15 protein-coding genes are annotated in these 17224 nt (G+C 62.1%); 12 read left to right on the forward strand and 3 right to left on the reverse strand.

The genetic code is table 11. From position 1 onward, the window contains the following. Positions 1-46 precede the first annotated feature (46 nt). From V6R86_RS07535 to V6R86_RS07565, 7 genes are all read left to right on the forward strand, one after another. On the forward strand, positions 47-1447 hold the full coding sequence (locus V6R86_RS07535) for a glycosyltransferase family 2 protein (RefSeq protein WP_338503355.1): 1401 nt from the start codon (positions 47-49) through the stop codon (positions 1445-1447). 1 nt (position 1448) lies between these two features. Next, positions 1449-2213 carry a DUF5672 family protein gene (locus V6R86_RS07540; RefSeq protein ID WP_338503356.1) on the forward strand — a complete coding sequence of 255 codons (765 nt, stop codon included), beginning with the start codon at positions 1449-1451 and terminating at the stop codon, positions 2211-2213. Between the two features lie 58 nt (positions 2214-2271). Then, positions 2272-2664 carry a hypothetical protein gene (locus tag V6R86_RS07545; RefSeq protein ID WP_338503358.1) on the forward strand — a complete coding sequence of 131 codons (393 nt, stop codon included), beginning with the start codon at positions 2272-2274 and terminating at the stop codon, positions 2662-2664. Positions 2665-2758: 94 nt separating this feature from the next. Then, positions 2759-3991: a hypothetical protein gene (locus tag V6R86_RS07550; RefSeq protein ID WP_338503360.1), complete on the forward strand. Its 1233-nt coding sequence runs from the start codon at positions 2759-2761 to the stop codon at positions 3989-3991. A 141-nt stretch (positions 3992-4132) separates the two neighbouring features. Continuing rightward, positions 4133-5305, forward strand: coding sequence for a capsule biosynthesis protein (locus V6R86_RS07555; RefSeq protein WP_338503361.1), 1173 nt, complete (start codon positions 4133-4135; stop codon positions 5303-5305). Between the two features lie 2 nt (positions 5306-5307). After that, entirely contained in the window at positions 5308-6090 is a 783-nt protein-coding gene (locus V6R86_RS07560) for an ABC transporter permease (RefSeq protein ID WP_338503363.1), read from the forward strand. Beyond that, complete coding sequence (locus V6R86_RS07565; RefSeq protein WP_338503365.1) at positions 6087-6734, forward strand: ABC transporter ATP-binding protein; 648 nt, start codon at positions 6087-6089, stop codon at positions 6732-6734. The genes V6R86_RS07560 and V6R86_RS07565 overlap by 4 nt, the downstream gene beginning before the upstream one ends. On the opposite strand, the gene V6R86_RS07570 is transcribed toward V6R86_RS07565, so the two are convergent. Then, positions 6719-7882 carry a hypothetical protein gene (locus V6R86_RS07570; RefSeq protein ID WP_338503367.1) on the reverse strand — a complete coding sequence of 388 codons (1164 nt, stop codon included), beginning with the start codon at positions 7880-7882 and terminating at the stop codon, positions 6719-6721. The two genes, V6R86_RS07565 and V6R86_RS07570, sit on opposite strands and share 16 nt — an antisense overlap. 165 nt (positions 7883-8047) lie before the next feature. On the opposite strand from V6R86_RS07570, the gene V6R86_RS07575 reads away from it, so the two are divergent. Beyond that, positions 8048-10096, forward strand: coding sequence for a glycosyltransferase (locus tag V6R86_RS07575; protein WP_338503369.1), 2049 nt, complete (start codon positions 8048-8050; stop codon positions 10094-10096). 18 nt (positions 10097-10114) lie between these two features. Here the strand turns inward: V6R86_RS07575 and V6R86_RS07580 are convergent, their stop codons facing one another. Then, on the reverse strand, positions 10115-11239 hold the full coding sequence (locus V6R86_RS07580) for a phytanoyl-CoA dioxygenase family protein (RefSeq protein ID WP_338503371.1): 1125 nt from the start codon (positions 11237-11239) through the stop codon (positions 10115-10117). A 6-nt stretch (positions 11240-11245) separates the two neighbouring features. Continuing rightward, positions 11246-12937 (reverse strand): glycosyltransferase family 2 protein, encoded by a 1692-nt coding sequence (locus V6R86_RS07585; protein ID WP_338503373.1) that lies wholly within the window; start codon positions 12935-12937, stop codon positions 11246-11248. A 154-nt stretch (positions 12938-13091) separates the two neighbouring features. Between V6R86_RS07585 and V6R86_RS07590 the strand changes: the two genes are divergently transcribed. From V6R86_RS07590 to V6R86_RS07605, 4 genes are all read left to right on the forward strand, one after another. Beyond that, positions 13092-14240: a polysaccharide biosynthesis/export family protein gene (locus V6R86_RS07590; RefSeq protein ID WP_338503375.1), complete on the forward strand. Its 1149-nt coding sequence runs from the start codon at positions 13092-13094 to the stop codon at positions 14238-14240. A 71-nt stretch (positions 14241-14311) separates the two neighbouring features. Further along, positions 14312-15136, forward strand: a complete 825-nt coding sequence (kdsA, locus tag V6R86_RS07595) for a 3-deoxy-8-phosphooctulonate synthase (RefSeq protein ID WP_338503376.1) — start codon at positions 14312-14314, stop codon at positions 15134-15136. After that, on the forward strand, positions 15133-15981 hold the full coding sequence (locus V6R86_RS07600; RefSeq protein ID WP_338503377.1) for an inositol monophosphatase family protein: 849 nt from the start codon (positions 15133-15135) through the stop codon (positions 15979-15981). The genes kdsA and V6R86_RS07600 overlap by 4 nt, the downstream gene beginning before the upstream one ends. Next, entirely contained in the window at positions 15939-17138 is a 1200-nt protein-coding gene (locus V6R86_RS07605) for a glycosyltransferase family 1 protein (RefSeq protein WP_338503379.1), read from the forward strand. Before V6R86_RS07600 ends, V6R86_RS07605 begins: the two co-directional genes overlap by 43 nt. Positions 17139-17224: the final 86 nt, after the last annotated feature.

Consider the following 17224-nt stretch of genomic DNA (forward strand, 5'->3'; position numbering starts at 1 on the left):
GCGCGAAGCGGCCGTCGCGAAGGATCCTGGAAGCGCTGGCACGGTCTTGCGCGACGTTCTCTGCGTGATCGATTGCCGCACTGGAGACGGTGACGTGGCGGCAACGCTGCGATCGGTTGCCGCCGTGGGGTGGGAAGCCGTGCTCCTTGGGTGCAAGAGCCCGCCTTACTCTGATTCTGGGTCGATCCGGGAAGCAGAGGAATTGGCCGATTGCCTCGCAGCGGATGAAAAGCGCTGGCTTTGCGCCCTGAGCCCCGGCGACCTTCTCTCGTCACGCGCCGCGGAGGCGTATGGAGCTTTCGGGCGGGGGCGGCACGAGGCAACCGTCCTTTATGGTGACGACGACCTTACCGATAGCCGTGGCCGTCGGCATTCACCGCACTTCAAGCCCGATTGGAATGCCGAGCTGTTCGCCCACCACGATTACCTTTCCGGATCGTGCCTGCTCCGGGTCGGTCGAGGCGATCTTGCCGATCTTCCGAAGGAGGGCTGGGAGAAAGCGCTCCTAACAAGGCTCTTGCGCAGCGGGGAGGCGCCTGCACACGTCTCGCAGATTACCCATCATCGACGCGCTCGGCCAGCGGCTACGGTGCCCATTGAACGACTGCAGTTTGCAACCGCGAAGCGACCCAAGGTTTCGATCATCATCCCGACCCGCGATCAGGCAGACTTGCTTTCGATGTGTCTCGAAGGCGTTCGTGCGGTCGACTATGGTGAGGTTGAAATCACGATTGTCGACAATGGTAGCGAGGCAGCCGATGCCCTGGCTCTGCTTCGTGAAGCCGAGCAACATGGAGCCAATGTTCTGCGGTTGCCCGGACCATTCAATTTCAGCGCGCTCAACAATCAGGCTGTAAGCCGTACGACCGGTGATCTGATCTGTTTCCTTAACAACGATGTCGAGATGCCGGCGACCGATTGGCTCGAGACGTTGGCTGTGCAGGCGATGCGCACCGATGTCGGGGCAGTGGGTCCCAGACTGCTTTATCCGGACGGGACGATTCAACATGCGGGAGTAGTGATCGGAATGGGCGAGGCGGCGGGCCATGCGCATCGGGGCGAGCAGCCGGACGGCCCAGGCTATTTCGATCGGGCCCGACTTCCGCAATATGTCAGTGCGGTCACCGCGGCTTGCTTGGTGGTGAGCCGGGCCAAGTTCGACGCGGTCGGAATGTTTGACGAAAAAGCCTTTCCAGTGGCTTTCAACGACGTCGATCTTTGCTTAAAATTGAACCAGCGCGGCTGGCAGTCGCTGTACGAGCCGCGCGCCACCTTGGTACATCACGAATCAAAGTCGCGAGGACAGGATCGCGATGCCGAAGGCAGGGTCCGCTTCGCCAGGGAATTGACAGCGCTTCAGGCGCGCTGGCTGACCGATAAAGTGCGTGACCCCTTTCATCATCGGCATCTGAGCCGAGCCACGACCAGCTTCATCCTGGACCTTTAACGTGGCGAATAAGCTTCAGCTTCCGACCGTGACCCTTGTAGCGGCGACGTCGGTGAACGTGGCCGCCACGGTCGCGGCATTGCGCGAATGCCAGAGTAAGGTGAGCTTTGGCGAATGCCTCTTGCTGACCGATGCCGATGTCGATGTGCCGGCATCGATCAACGTCCGAAGGATCGCGCCGCTGCGCTCGGTCGATGATTATTGCCGGTTCATGCTGACCGAGTTGCGCGACCATATCGCAACCGAATATGTCCTGGTGTGTCAGTGGGATGGCTTTGTGGTCGATCCGACTGCCTGGGACGATAACTTCCTCCAATTCGATTATATCGGTGCGCCTTGGCCTCAATTTACCGATGGCCACGATGTCGGAAACGGCGGGTTTTCGCTTCGCAGCCGGCGATTGCTCGATGCCCTTCAAGCCCCGGACATGATCACCACCAGCCCCGAGGATGTGGCCATCGGCCGCCTCAACCGTGAGCGCCTCGAACGAGATCACGGGCTGCGCTTTGCCGATACCGACACCGCTGCCCGGTTTTCGTTCGAGCGCTGCGCTCCCACGGCCCCTAGCTTCGGGTTTCACGGAGCGTTTAATCTGATTCCGATCCTCGGCGCCGACCGCTTCTGGTCGCTTTATCGTTCACTGAATGAACGCGGGGCTGTTCGTCATGACACACGGCTCATCATGAAACAGCTGGTCGGCACGCCGGCAGCGCGAAGGCGGCAGCTGACGTTAATTATCGATCGGCTAAAAGGCTTTCTTGAATGACGGGGCTGATCGCCCGAGGGCGTTGACCACCAGAGCAAGATCGGCAAGCAGCGAGATCATGACCAGCCCCGTTCGCCCGTCTTCGCCGCCGATGAACCTTGCCCGCGAGGGTGAGGACGACCGGTTGAGGGAAATCACGCTTCTCACCAATCTCCTCGTCATGGAAGAACAGCGCAACGAGGAGTATAAGGCGCGGCTGCGGTGGAGTTCCGCGGTGCACGAACACCTTTTGCAGACGTCACGGTGGTGGGCGCTTCTTTCGCCGGTGAAGCGTCGGCGGCGCCAGCTCGAGATCCTGAAAGCAGCCGGTCTGTTCGATCACGAGGCGTATCTCAGGCGCTATCCCGACGTTGTTGCCAGTGGGATCGATCCTTTGTCCCATTATCTCAGTCACGGCCTGAACGAGGGTCGTTCGGGCGCTTCCGACAGGCTGCCGGTCGATCGTGGCTAAGATCCCGCAGGAGGCGCTTTTCCGCTTCACCGAAAGCGGTGTCTTCGACGCCAACTGGTATGTGCGCACCTTTCCCGACGTCGCCTCGTCGGGAATGGATCCCGCCGAGCATTTTCTCTGGCTCGGCGCGAAGCTTGGCCGCCGCCCACATGGTCCACAGGGAGCCAGGTTCGACGCGCCGGTCCTGACCGGACAGCAGCGCTATGATGCCTTCTTTATCGACGGAACCAACGGCACCGCGTCCACCTCTTACCGCGTGGACCTCATTGCGCAGGGGCTTGCCGACATTGGCTGGAAAGTTGGATCCTGCAGCTTCAAGCAGGCGGCAGAAGCGCTTGGGGCTGCCGACTTCAGTTGCCGATTCCTGATCATCCATCGCGCCTATGATTTCGAGGCGATGCGCGACACGATCCTCGATTTGAGAAGTCGGGGGACCGTGATCGTTTACGACGTCGACGATCTCGTCTTCGACCTCGATGTCCTGCCGTACGTGGATGCTTACCATCACATGCCGGACACGCACAGGCGCATGTTCGAGCGGTCCTTCCTCGCCGTTCGGGAGTTCGTTCTCAACGCGGACGTCTGTACGACGTCGACGGAGTTCCTTGCCAATGAACTGCGCAAGGTCGGCAAGCGGGCTTATCGAGTCCGCAATTCGATCGCGCGCGACACGATCGACGCCTTCGACCGCTTGGCGGTCCGGTTCGAGAAGCGTCCGAGCCCGTTCGTTGTCGGCTATTATTCGGGCACCAAAACACATCAAGCGGACTTTGCGGTTGTCGCGCCGGCGCTGATCGACTTCATGGAAGATCATGACGATGTGGTGTTCCGCTTGGTGGGGGCGCTCGATCTTGCCGATTATCCGCAGTTGGCGGCCTGGGCGCGGCCGGTCACGGGAGCGCCACGAGTGATCACCGGAAGCCTGATGCCGCACGCTGTGATGCTTCGCGATCAGCTGACCTGCGATCTCATCATCGCCCCGCTGGAAATCGGCAATCCGTTCTGCGAGGCGAAGAGCGAACTCAAATTCTTCGAAGCCGCTCTCGCGAGGTGTCCGGTCATCGCTGCGGCGACCACGACCTTTATCGCTGCGACGGATGGGGGGCGCCTTGCCTCACTCGCGGCGAGCACGACCGATTGGCGCAGCGCGTTTGAGGCGATCTATTCCGATTACGATGCTGCGCTGGAGAGGGCCGAAGCGGCTTTTTCCTGGGTATGCGAATTTTATTCGCAGCATGCGGCGGCCCGCGAGGCGAGGACGGCTTATGAGGATTTCTGGGGCGCGGAGGCGCTCTTCACCGATACGTCAACACGTCTAAGCTGCTGATAGCAGGGTTTTCCTTGGCGCCAGCAGGCTTGGCGGGTTCACTCTGGTTATGGTCAAGTTCACCTAGCGCTGATATCAGGCCTCAAAATTCGGGAGGCTCGGTCTTGGAACCTGATCCGCCTGGCTCCTTCAGGGGACAGCATGAACGTTAACACACTGCATCCGGAAGAGTTGGAAAAGGCTCTCCGGCAGACCGAGGAGCCGTCCCGGCGGTTCAAACTGTCGAAGCGCTTCTGGCAATTCCTTGTGGTCGGACTGCCGACCCTTCTCGCGGCGCTCTACTACGGGCTGATCGCCAGCCCGATCTATGTCAGCCAATCGAGCTTCGTAATCAAGGCGCCGGGCCAGAAGGCCGCTTCGACTCTCAGCCTCGCCAACATCATCCAGACGACCGGCTTGTCGTCAGGGGGCGAACAGACGCGCGAGATCATCGCCTATGTCCGCTCGCGCAATGCGTTGGCCGACCTCAACAAGCAGGGCGACCTGCGCACGCTGTACAGCGAGCGGGGCGCCGATTTCCTGAGCCGTTTCCCTCGTCCCTGGCAGACCAACAGCTTTGAGGATCTGTTCAAATATTACGGCTCGATGGTGTCGGCCGACATCGACAGCGAGAGCAGCATGGCGGTTCTTCAGGTCAAGGCATTTCGCCCCGAAGACGCGCAGCAGATCAACGCCCGACTGCTCAATCTCAGCGAAGTGCTGGTCAACCGCCTGAACGAGCGCGCCGAGAACCGTGCCATCACCGAAGCCGAACGGCGGGTGATCCAGGCCGAGGACCGCGTCCGCCAGGCGCGCGTGGCATTGAGTGCGTTTCGCAACTCGACCAGCGTCGTGGATCCCGAGAAGCAGGCGCAAGCGGTGCTTGAGATCAGCAACCGTCTGACAGCCGAACAGGCCTCGCTTCAGGCGCAGCTCGAGGTGATGCAACAGTCGGCCCCTGACAATCCCGCTATTCCGGTGCTGCGGGACCGGATTGCGGCCATCGGCAAGGCGATCGCAAATCAGAACAATCGGGTCGTCGGTAATCCACGCGCGATTGCGAGCCGGCTTGCAACCTTCGAGAAGCTTACGCTGGAGCAGGAATTCGCCAGCCAGGTGCTGACCGCTGCCAACGGTTCACTCGAGCAGGCCCGGACCGAAGTTCAGAAGCAGCAATATTATCTCGAGCGGGTGGTCGAGCCCAACCTGCCCGACGATCCCGCTTTGCCCAACGGCTTTATCCGGGTCCTGACGGTGTTCGCCGCGTCCTTGTGCCTGTATTTCATCGGGTGGATGCTGGTCGTCGGCATCCTCGAACACGCACCCGAGGAATAAGCATGGCCCGATTGGCGGCAGGGTGGCGGATTCAGCGCCGGGTCACCAGCGCCCTGATGATCCGTGAGCTGGTTACCCGGTTCGGGCGCGAGAACATCGGGTTCCTCTGGGTGATGGTGGAGCCGCTGCTGTTCGCGGTCTTGGTCGGCATCGTCTGGCGGGCGATGAAGGGCCCGGAGGAGCATGGCGTCAGCGTCATTGCCTTTGTTGCGACGGGCTATATTCCGCTGACCCTGTTCCGCCACGCCTTGTCGCGTTCGGTGCGGGTCTTCAGCGTCAACGGCAGCCTGCTCTATCATCGGCAGATCAAGGTTCTCGATTTCATCTTTGTCCGGTTCCTGATCGAATTCATCGGCGCAATGATGGCTTATCTCTTCATCGCGGTTGTGCTGATGGCGCTGGGCGAATTCCCGATACCGACGGACATGGGATTATTCTTCGCCGGGTGGTTCTTTTATTCCTGGTTCACCCTGGCGCTGGTCATGGTGCTGGCTCCGCTGTCCGAAAAATCGGATGTCTTCGAGAAGCTGATGCCGGTCGCCACCTACATCATGATTCCTTTCTCGGGCACGTTCGCCATGACCTCGTGGCTGACGCCCGCGGCGCAGGATGCCTTGTGGTGGTCGCCCTTCGTCCACGGCATGGAAATGATGCGCGCGGGGATTTTCGGCGGCCGCGTCAATGCGATCTACGATGTTTCGGTTCCGATCGCCGCGTCGCTGGTATTGACGGTCATCGGCCTGTCGATGTGCCGGCGCGTACGACGTGATCTGGTGGTGGAATGATTACCTGCGAACGGGTGACCAAATCCTACCCGATGGGATCGGGGCGTAAGGCGGTTCTGCGGGGCATCGATCTCACCATCGGTCGCGGCGAACATGTCGGCCTTCTGGGGCGCAATGGCGCGGGCAAGAGCACGTTGATCCGCCTGATCGGCGGGGTCGAGCTGCCGACCACCGGTACCATCCGGCGGAAAATGTCGCTGTCGTGGCCGCTCGGTCTCAGCGGCGGGTTCCAGGGCAGTCTCACCGGCTATGACAATGCGCGCTTCATTGCCCGCATCTACGGCCACGAATATGAGGAACTGCGGGCCTTCATCGAAGACTTCAGTGAGCTCGGCTCGCAACTGAAGATGCCGGTCAAGACCTATTCGGCGGGCATGCGGGCGCGGCTGGGCTTTGCCTTGTCGCTGGCAATCGACTTCGATTGTTACCTGGTCGATGAGGTCATCATGGTCGGCGACCAGAATTTCTTCCGGAAGTGCCACGAGGAGCTCCTCGTCCGCCGCCGCGATCGGGCGCTCATCTTCGCCACCCACTCCGATTCCCTGTTGCGGGAATTCTGCAGTCGGGCAGTGGTGCTGAACGAGGGCCTGGCCTCGCAATATGACGACATCGAAGAAGCGTTGGTGGTTTATAACAATCTGTAGGGTCGATGACCTGACGATGTAACGCGGTCACGCGCGCTCGAACGCGCAAGATCGTCGGCGCTGGTAAACCGACGGAATAGCGATCTGAATGATCGCAGGGCGGAATAGTGGGGAATGTGATGCTGAAGAAGATGGCGCGGCTGTTTGGAGGTGCAAAGCCCGCACCGCCAATCGAGATCGACGCGCTGGTGCGCGAGAATTTCGATGCACGTTTTTACTTGCGTCATAATCCCGATGTCCTCGACGATCCGCTCGCCCATTACGTTCAGCATGGCTGGCGTGAAAGGCGTGACCCCGCGGAGTGGTTTTCGGTCAGCAATTACATCAGCAAGTATCCGGATGTCCTTGATGCCGGGATCGATCCGTTCTGGCACTACCTGCACCTGGGTAAGGCCGAGGACCGATCCATTAAATCCTCGACAAGATCTCCTTCGCACCACCGCCGTGAATTCGCCAAGGCTACGAAGGTCTACTTGCCTTCCTATCCTGAAGGCTTGTTCGATGCGGCGGCCTATGCACATGCGGCTGGTATCCCATCGGCCGGCAAGTGGCGCTCGCTCGCCCATTTCCTTGGTGAGGGCCTTTCCGAACCAAGGCTCCTGGCAGCGGCTTCCCCCGCCCCCGAACTGCTGCAAACGCTCGGCGAACTGCTTGCCGAGGTCGATTCCGACAAGGCCATGCGTTGCCTGCAGCTGGCCTATCTCCGGGGCGCTTCGTCGCCGCGGTTGCTGCATGAGCTTGGAGATTTCTACCTCCATCGTGGGTTCGCGGTCGAGGCGATCGGCATGTATCGTGCCGCTCTCAGCAGCGATCCGCGTCACTTCTGGTCGAATTACAATATTGCCGATGCGCTGCACCGCACCGGCGATCATGACGCCGCGATCGAGCATCTTGACCGCGCTTATCATCTCCGACCCGAGCGTCTCTCCGTCCGGTTCAAGCGCGACAAGATCGCAGACGAGCATTTCTGGGTCCGCCTCGCCAAGGCGAACAGCCGTGCGACCGAAAGGCAAAGCGAGGCCGCTTGCGAAGAGATCGAGGCGGCGATCAAGGAATATTGCGATACCGTCATCGACGAAGTCGAACCGAGCCGAAAGCCGCGCCCGGCAAATCCGCACGCGCTGCGCATCGCGATCTTCGGCGCCCACAGCATGCCGCAATGCCGCCTGTATCGTATCCAGCAAAAAATCGATCAGCTTCGGGCCGCGGGGCTGGAGCCAGACGTTTTCAGCGACACCAACGCGGGCGCCATTCGCGACCAGGTCGGCTTGTACGACATTCTGATCATCTACCGCTTGCCGGCACTACCCGAGGTGATCGACGTCATCGCGTCGGCTCGTCGCTTCGGAGTGACCACTTTCTTCGACGTCGACGACCTCATCTTCGATGCGGACCATTACCCGCCGGCATATGAAACCATTTCCGACGTCGTGACGCCGGTCGAATATAGCGGGCTGATCACCGGCCGATCGCTGTACCGGATGGCGATAGAGATGTGCGACTTTGGCATCACCTCGACCCCGACGCTGGTCGACGCGATCGGCAAACTGGTTCGCGGCAGAAAATGCTTCCTGTCGCGCAACGCCTTGGGCGAGGCGCACATGACGACGGTCGGGGCTGCCCTGCCTGAGCGGGCCGCGGATGGATTCATCATCTTCTACGGTAGCGGCACCAAGACCCATAACGCCGATTTCGCCTTGGCGGCGCCCGGGGTGGCCCGGTTCCTCAAGGAGCGCCCGTCTGCACGCTTGCACGTCATGGGTCCCGTTGACCTCGGCCGCGAGCTGGACACGGCCAGCCACCAGATCGTCAGGCTTCCTTTCAGCACCGACCTTGATTCCTACTGGGGTCAGGTTGCTCGCGCCGACGTCAATCTGGCGCCTCTGGTAAGCAGCCCGTTCAACGACGCGAAGAGCGAGATCAAGTGGATGGAAGCCGCAATGGTTGCGGTTCCGTCGATCGTCAGCAGCAGCGCGACCTACGATCGAGTGGTGCGTGAAGGCGAGGGCTTCATCGCCCGCAAATCGGCAGACTGGTACAGCTTGCTCAATCAATTGGCTGACAACCGAGCGCTTGGCCGCCGGGTAGGCGAGGCCGCCCGTGAGCGCGTTCTTAGCGACTATGGTCTTGCCGAGTGCAGCCAACAGCTTGTGAACGACCTATATTCTGCCCTGCCAGAGGAACCATCGGTCAAGCCGAAGACGCGGTTGCTGGTCGTGAATATTTTCTATCCGCCCGAGTACACCGGAGGCGCAACACGAGTTGCCGAACGTAGCGTGATCGATCTTCACGAGCGCTTCGGCGACGAATTCGATGTGCGGGTCTTTTGCGGTCGTCAGGACGACGGACGACCAGGGTATCTTGATCGCTACCACTCCGATGGCATCGAGGTGACGAGCCTCGGGCCGACCAAGGACGTTGACGCAATCGAGCGCAGCGTAGCGACGCACCGGCTCTTCGAGCGCTATATCGATGAGTTCAAGCCCGAGATCGTTCACTTTCACTGTATACAGTGGCTCAGTGCTTCGTTGATCGATGTCGTTCGGGATCGCTCTATCCCTTACGTGGTCACGGCGCATGACTGCTGGTGGATTTCGGACAAGCAGTTCCTTACGGACGATCTCGGCACCCTTGTGTCGCAAACTGGGGTATGGGGCGATCCGGCACGCCTCAGCCGACTTCGCCAATGTCTCGAAGACGCCCATGCGACCATTGCGGTGTCGAGGAGCCATGCGGCTCTCTACACCAGTCGCGGAATCAACAATGTCACGTTGATTGGCAATGGATCGGAGACGCTTCCCGACGTCGGCTGGCCTGACGATGAAAAGCATGTCTGGCTTGGACTGCTTGGTGGTTTCCACGGAGTGAAAGGTTTCAAGCTTCTCGAGAAAGCGCTTGAGACCCGTCGTTTCGAAAATCTTCGATTCCTGGCCGTCGACCACCGGATGCTCGAAGGCACCGAACGCTACGAATTGTGGGGCGATAACGAAGTACGCATCGTCGGGAAGACGTCTTTCTCGACCGTTGGCAAGGTGTTCGAGAAACTTCACGGGGTGCTTGCCATCTCGCTGTGCTTCGAGAGTTTCGGTCTGGTGTCACGCGAGGCGCAGCGTCTTGGCCGTTGGGTGATTGCCAGCAATCGCGGGGGAATGGCCGAGGATCTGACACCCGGTTTCGACGGCTTTGTCATCGATCCCAAGGATGCGGTCGATCTCCTCTCCGTCTTGTCGGCGATCGACGACGATCCTGCCCGTTTCCGTCGGTCTGCGCCCCGCAGCGATGTTCATCTGAGAACCCCGGCCGAGGTGACCGACGATCTCGTCGCGCTTTACCGGGAAATGCTCGACGCTCCGGCAATCTGATCGGTCTGATGTCCGGCGTCAGTCGGTCCGATAGGCGCGGCCTTCGCTGAAGCCATAGCGCAGGTAATGGGCTGCCGGGTCTATCCCGGCGGCCGCCACGTCGGGGTTGAGCTCGAGATAGGCCTTGGCATCGAAGTCGGGCGGGAGCGTGATGGTGGGAGGCGGGGCGCTGGCCCGCTTGCGCCGCCGCTGCCACCACCCCGACGGTTCCGGCTCGTCCTCGGCTGGCGCGGACGATCGCTGCAGCAGGGCTTCAGCCGCCTGGCCGAGGTAGCGGTTCTCGACCTTGTCCCCGGTGACGACATCGGTGATCGACCGTACGGCGAGATCGCCCACCGCTTCGTCGGAGAAGGCGGGGGTGTAGTAGATGCAGTCCTCGAAATAATAATGCGTGACCTGCGACCAGCGAGTCAGGCTCTTGTCGTTTTGGAAGCTGCCGCCGTGAAGCAGATTGGCGGCCCAGATCAGTGCCTGGCCCTTTTTCGCGATCAGCAATTCGCTTTCCGACCCGTGGATCTCCAGAAGGGCATCCCAGGCGGCTTCGAAGGGGGCTTGGGCGGAATGGGTCTGCCCGCCGCGGCCACGCCGGCCGATCATGAGATTGCTGATGATCGGCCATTTGTGCGAGCCCGGCGCATAGGTGAGCGGCCCGGCGTCGGGATGGACATCTTCCATCGCCAGCCACACCCCGCACATGAAACGTTCGGGCAGGCTCGAGAAATGATTGGAATCGCTGTGCAGCTTTTGTTCGGTCCCGACCGGGAAATTGAGGGTCTGGAACGGGATTGGCCGCCGCCCGTAAAGCTTGCCGAGTAGCGCGAGGACGGTCGGGTTGGCGGCAATCGCGCGCACATCCTCGTCCTCCAGCCAGGCGTCCTGGACGCGGCGGACCGAGGCCTCGCGCAGCCGACGGGCCGGGTCTTCGGGATCGAGGCCGAAACGCGGGGCGAGCCGGCGCTTGATCCGGTCGATGCGGTCCAGCACTTCGGGATCGGGAAAGTCGATCACCGCATAACCGCGCTCGTGGAGGGAGTCGGCGACCCGGCGCTCGTCATCGGTCAGTCCGAGCTGATCGACAATACCCGCGTAAATCGGCGATTCGATCAGGGGAATACCGGGTAGAAGTTTCGGATCGATGGTCATGGTCGGTCAAAAGCCCGGCTGAAAGGTTTCGCTATAACGATCGAGATGAGGGCTGTGTAGCGGATCGAGGAAGGTCCGGGTGCCCCAACGTGTCTGAAGGTTTTTCAGTTCGCGCATGTAGCGCTCGCGGTTGGCGACCGAAAAATCGCTCCCGCGCGACTTTGATTCGTGGTGATAAAGTTTGGCGTGAGGGGTGTAGATGTTGCACCAGCCCGCCTCTTTTAGCCGGAGGCAGAAATCGACGTCGTTGTAGGCGACCGCGAATTTTTCCTCATCGAGGCCTCCGACAGCCATGTAACGGTCCTTTCGCACCAGCAGGCAGGCGGCAGTCACCGCCGAGACTTCCTGCGCGGCGTGGGGCAGGCGAAAATAGCCAGGATCGCCGGCGGGCAAAAATCGATGGGCATGGCCGGCGGCCTCGCCCATGCCGATCACCACGCCGGCATGCTGGAGCGACCCATCTGCGTAAAGGAGTTGCGCTCCGACGGCGCCGACGTCGTCGCGGGCGGCATAGCGCATCATCTCGCCAAGCCATTCGGGACTGAAGGCCTCAGTGTCGTTATTGAGCAGCAGGACATACTCACCCGCCGCGGCCGCCACACCGATGTTGTTCAAGCGCGAGAAGTTGAAAGCTCCGGCCGAGCGGATGACCCTGACATCGGAGCGCAGCGAAAGCTCGGCTAGGAAGTCCTGTGTTTCAGGCTCCGCGCTCTCATTGTCGACGACGATCCATTCGAAGGGTCTGTAATCGGTATGCGCGTCGACGCTGCCGATACAGGTTCGCAGCAATTCCGCCCGGTCGCGGGTCGGCACGATGATGCTTATAAGAGGAAAGGGTTGGGGCAGGGGCCACTGCACGTGAACCGTGTCGAAGGGCCCTTTTTCGCACCGCACTCCGGCTCCCAGTGCCGATACAATCGCGGCGGCCCGATGTGGATTACTGGCGCTGCTGTCAGTGTGCCGGTGCACGAGGATGGCCGGCAGGTGCGCCACGTCGTCTTCGTCGCAAGACGTTGTCACGGCCATCAATAACGCGTCGATCGGCGATCCGCTTTGCGTCAGTATCGGTTCGGTTCTGCGTGCAAGATCGGTGCGGATCGCGACCGCCGACGACAGATAATCGAGGGCCAGGAACAGTTCGCGGTTCCATTCGCCCTTGAACCAGGGCGTCGGCAGTCCGTCCCCCGTGGATGGCACGTCCTCGTCGCCATAGAGCACCGCCACGGGCCGGGCATGGAGGAAGCGTGCCAGCCGAACGATCGCTGACTCGGCCAAACGGTCGCCGGCGCGAAGCAAAAAGAGATAGTCGCCCGTGACGCCGCGTAAGGCGCTGGCGAGATCGTCTATCGGCGTTTCGATGATGGCGTTGGGTTTCAAAAGCTGCTGCTCGACCGATCGACGCGAGCGGCGGCGAAGGTTTGCCGGGGTGTCGTCGGAATAGTGAATGACGAGGGTGATCGTTGGCCACTGTTCAGCGCTCGTCCCGGCGGCATCGGCGAGCCGCGTGATCTCCTCCTGCTGCGCGATAAGCCAATAGTGATAGGCAAGCGGCAGGCCGCGGGACGAGTCACGGACGATGTTGGAAGCACGCACCCGGCGCCGGGTCAGATACCAGAAAATTGCCCGAAGGGCGCTGGCCGGACGGTAGCGCACCAAGGGAAGCGCCTTGCGCCAGAATAAAGAAGTCTTGCGTGACATGCGACCTGTTACCGACCTGGCTATTCTCTCGCGGAAAGCCCTCGTTTCGAACCCGCGAGATAGAACAAGCCGTCGCGATTGTCTTGCGCCCGCCGCGCGAAGGATGATAGGGCAGAATGGTATTGGCGATCCATTGCCATGTACCGGAGTTATAATGATTTTTCGTAAGTCGGTGGGCTTTGGCGGCAGACTTGGTGGCATTACTCTCGCAGCAGTGCTGGTCGGTGCCTGCTCAACCTTGCCAAGCAGTGGGCCGACCGGTTCGGTAATTCGCAATGGCGCGTCTGCGACGAACTCGGAATTTCCTTATACCTTGATCAAGCTCACTGGCCCGGAGACGTTGCCGACGCCGGAACCCCGGGTGGTGCCGACTTTGACGGCAGTTAGCCGTCGTTCGACCGATCTTCTCGGGATCGGGGATGTGGTGAACGTCACGATCTACGAAGTCGGAGTGAGCCTCTTCGGCGGCTCGCCGGCGGTCAGCGCGAGCGAAGGCGCCGTGCTTGGCGTTGCGCCAGGGTCTAGGGCCGAACGCCTGCCGGCAATGCGGATCGATGATCGCGGCACGATCCGGGTGCCCTTCATTGGTCAAGTCCGTGCTGCAGGGCGGACCCTTACGGAACTTCAGAACGCCATCCAGGCCGGCTTGCGCGGCAAGTCGCAAAGCCCGCAGGTGATCGTCACCACGCAGGATTCCTTGTCGAACAGTGTGATCCTTGGTGGCGAAGTCGCTCGTCCGGGTCGTCTGGTGCTGTCCACGAATCGCGAAACCTTGTCCGATGCCATCGCGCTTGGTGGTGGCTATCGCGGGCAGGCCAAGGATGCGGTTGCCCGGGTCGAGCGCAATGGCGGTACCTTTGAGATGCGTCTCAGCGATCTTCTCGACTCACCCGAACAGGATGTACGGGTCGCGCCGGGTGATCGGGTGACCGTTATCAGTCGCCCGCAGACGCTGTCTGTTTTGGGTGCGTCAAATCGGGCCGAAGAAGTCACCTTTCCGCGCTCGTCCCTTAATCTTGCGCAAGCAGTTGCGCTGGCGGGCGGGGCGAACCCCAACCAAGGCGACGCCGCGGCCATCTTCGTGTTTCGCATGAACAAGGATGCGGCGGGGCTGGACAAGCCGACCGTCTACAATCTCAACATGATGCAGCCCGGCGCGTATCTCCTGTCGCAGCGCTTCATGATGCGGGATCGCGATGTGCTCTATGTCGGCAATGCCCGTGCCAACCAGGTCAGCAAATTCGTGCAACTGCTGAGCCAGCTCTTCCTGCCGATAGCCACCGCCCAAACCACCGTCCGTTAGGGCGAATTGCCTGGTGCAGTTGCGTTGACGCAGGCGCGGGCTGTAGTGGCAGCCGGCATGAGGATCCTGACTTGAGCTCCCCATTTGCCTCCGATGGACGCTTGTTCCTGATCGCCGGACCCTGCGCGATCGAAAGCGAGGAGCTGTGCCTGCGCGTGGGGGAGGCGTTGGCGGGGATTGCCGAGCGGCAGGACCTGAAAATCATCTTCAAGGCCAGCTTCGACAAGGCCAACCGCACCTCCGGCGCCTCGTTTCGCGGTGTCGGCCTGGATGAGGGGCTGGCCGTGCTAGCCAAGGTTCGCGCGGCGACCGGGCTGCCGGTGCTGACCGATGTGCACACGCCCGAACAGGTGCGTGCGGCGGCTGGGGTGGTCGATGCGCTGCAAACCCCGGCGTTTCTTGCCCGCCAGACCGACCTCATCGAAGCGGCGGCGACCAGCGGCCTGCCGGTAAATTTCAAGAAGGCGCAGTTCATGGCGCCGATCGATGTCGTGCCGATGATCGGCAAAGCGCGCGCGGCAGCGGCGGCGGCCGGGCTGCACGGCGACAAATTCATGGTGTGCGAGCGCGGAACGAGCTTCGGCTACAACAATCTGGTGGTCGACATGCGCAGCCTGGTCATCATGCGGCAGGCGGGATGCCCGGTCGTGTTCGATGCCACCCACAGCGTTCAGCTTCCGGGCGGGCTTGGCGACCGGTCAGGCGGACAGCGCGAGTTCGTCCATCCCCTGGCGCGGGCGGCGGTGGCGGTTGGCGTCGACGGCCTGTTCATGGAATGCCATCCCGATCCAGATCAGGCCTTGTCCGATGGGCCGAATGCCATTCCGCTCGACCAGATGGAGGGCATCGTGGCGGACCTTCAGCGATTGCGGCAGGCGACGGACGTCCCGCGGTGAGCGAGGTAGAGGCGGATCGCCTCGAGGGCGGACGCCTGGCCGCCAGTCTGACGCCAAAGGTCGAGGAGGTGATGCGGCAGACGGCGGCGCAGGTCCTTCTGCCCCGCTTCCAGACGATCACGGCTGCTGATCGCGAAGAAAAAAGCGCCGGCGAAGTCGTGACGATCGCCGATCGCGAAGCCGAAGCGATGCTGAGCGAGGGGCTTTCCAAGCTCTTGCCGACAGCCTCGATTGTCGGGGAAGAGGCCGTTCACGAACGGCCCGACCTGCTCGAGCGCCTTGGTGATCCGCTGTGCTGGATCGTCGATCCGCTCGATGGCACCGGCTATTTCGCGGACGGGCAGCAGCCGTTCGGCATCATGATCGCGCTGGCGAGCTTGGGGCGAACGGTTGGCGGCTGGATCTTCGATCCGATCGCCGAACGTCGGTCCTGGGCCGCGGCGGGCGCGGGATGCTGGATCGACGGCCGGCAGATCGGGGTGCGGCAGGCAGCGGCTGGGCGACCTGCCATTGGCATCTCCTCTTTGTGGCAACGCCGTCCGGAGCGCTACGCCGCGGTGCTGTCGCGTCTTCAGGGTCGTTTTCGCCTCGTCGACATCCCCCGCTGCGCCGCTGCCTTGTATCCTGCGATGCTCATCGAGGGGCCGGACCTGGCGCTGTTCGAGCGAACCCTGCCGTGGGATCATGCTCCCGGCGCCTTGTTGATCGAAGAGGCCGGGGGGCGGGCGGCGCGACTTGACGGCGGCCCCTATGACCTGGACGGAAGCCGGGCCGGCCTGCTTGTGGCGACCGATCCGGTCGTGTGGGAGGAGGTCGCCGCGCTGTTGCAGGATTTGCCCCGCTGACCGTCTCGGCACCCATCATATTAGACGTCAATCGCCTGATCTGGCGGCGCTGGCGCGGCAGCCTGCCGACCGGGGTCGATCGGGTGTGCCTGGCCTATGTCGAGCATTTCGGCGCGCGGGCGCGGGCGGTGGTGCGGTTCAAAGGCCGGCACCTGGCGCTGTCGCCCTGCCGGTCACGCGCGCTCTTTGCGCTTCTGCTGGAAGGCGGGCCCGACTTTCGCAAGCATTTCGTGACGTTCGTCGCTCGGGCGATCTTGCCGGGGTCGTGGGGACGAGTACCGGCGGGGGCCTTCTATTTGAACGTCGGGCACACCGGGCTCGAGGATCCCGATCTGGCGACCTGGGTCGAGCGCCATCGCCTCCGCGCGATCTATCTCGTCCACGATCTCATCCCGCTCACCCACCCACAATATTGCCGGCCCGACGAGGACGAAAAGCACGGGCGGCGGATGCGGACCATTCTCGCCAGCGCGGCCGGGGTGATCGGCAATTCGCAGGCGACGCTGGACGATCTGGCGGCGTTTGCGGCGGGCGAGGGAATGGCGATGCCGCCAACTGTCGTCGCGTGGCTGAGCGGCCAGGCAATCGCGCGGCCGTCGTCAAGCGCAGTCGCCGGGCGCCCTTATTTCCTAGTGCTCGGCACGATCGAGGGGCGCAAGAATCACCGGCTGCTGCTGGAGGTTTGGCGCGGTCTGCACGCCAGTCTCGGGGACAAGATCCCGCGGCTGGTGATCGTGGGGGCTCGCGGGTGGGAAGCGGACGATGTCTTCGCGCAGCTCGACGATCTCGGTCCGCTGGCTCCCTTCATCGACGAGAAACGGCATTGTTCGGACGCGGAATTGGCCGAACTGATGGCAGGCGCGCGAGCGCTTTTGATGCCGTCCTTCGCCGAGGGCTATGGGATGCCGGTGTTCGAGGCGCTGGAATTCGGAACGCCTGTGATCGCCGCCGACCTTCCGGTCTATCACGAGGTGGCCGGCGACATTCCCACCTACCTCGATCCCGACGATGCCGACGCCTGGGCACGAGTGGTGATCCGATATTGCGAGGATGATCCGGAGCGGGCGAGGCAGATCGGCGCGATGCGCAGTTTCCAGGTGCCTGACTGGGCCGCTCACTTCGCCGTCGTGGATCGCTGGATGGCCACGCTCGATTAGGCTCTTTGGTTACGGATGCGTGCCCGCTATGATCGCCGCTTGCCGACGATCGAGGTCAGGACGCGGGTGATTTTCGTGAGGGGTGC

The organism is Sphingomonas kaistensis (genome assembly GCF_036884275.1).
Classification (GTDB): Bacteria; Pseudomonadota; Alphaproteobacteria; order Sphingomonadales; family Sphingomonadaceae; genus Sphingomicrobium; species Sphingomicrobium kaistense_A.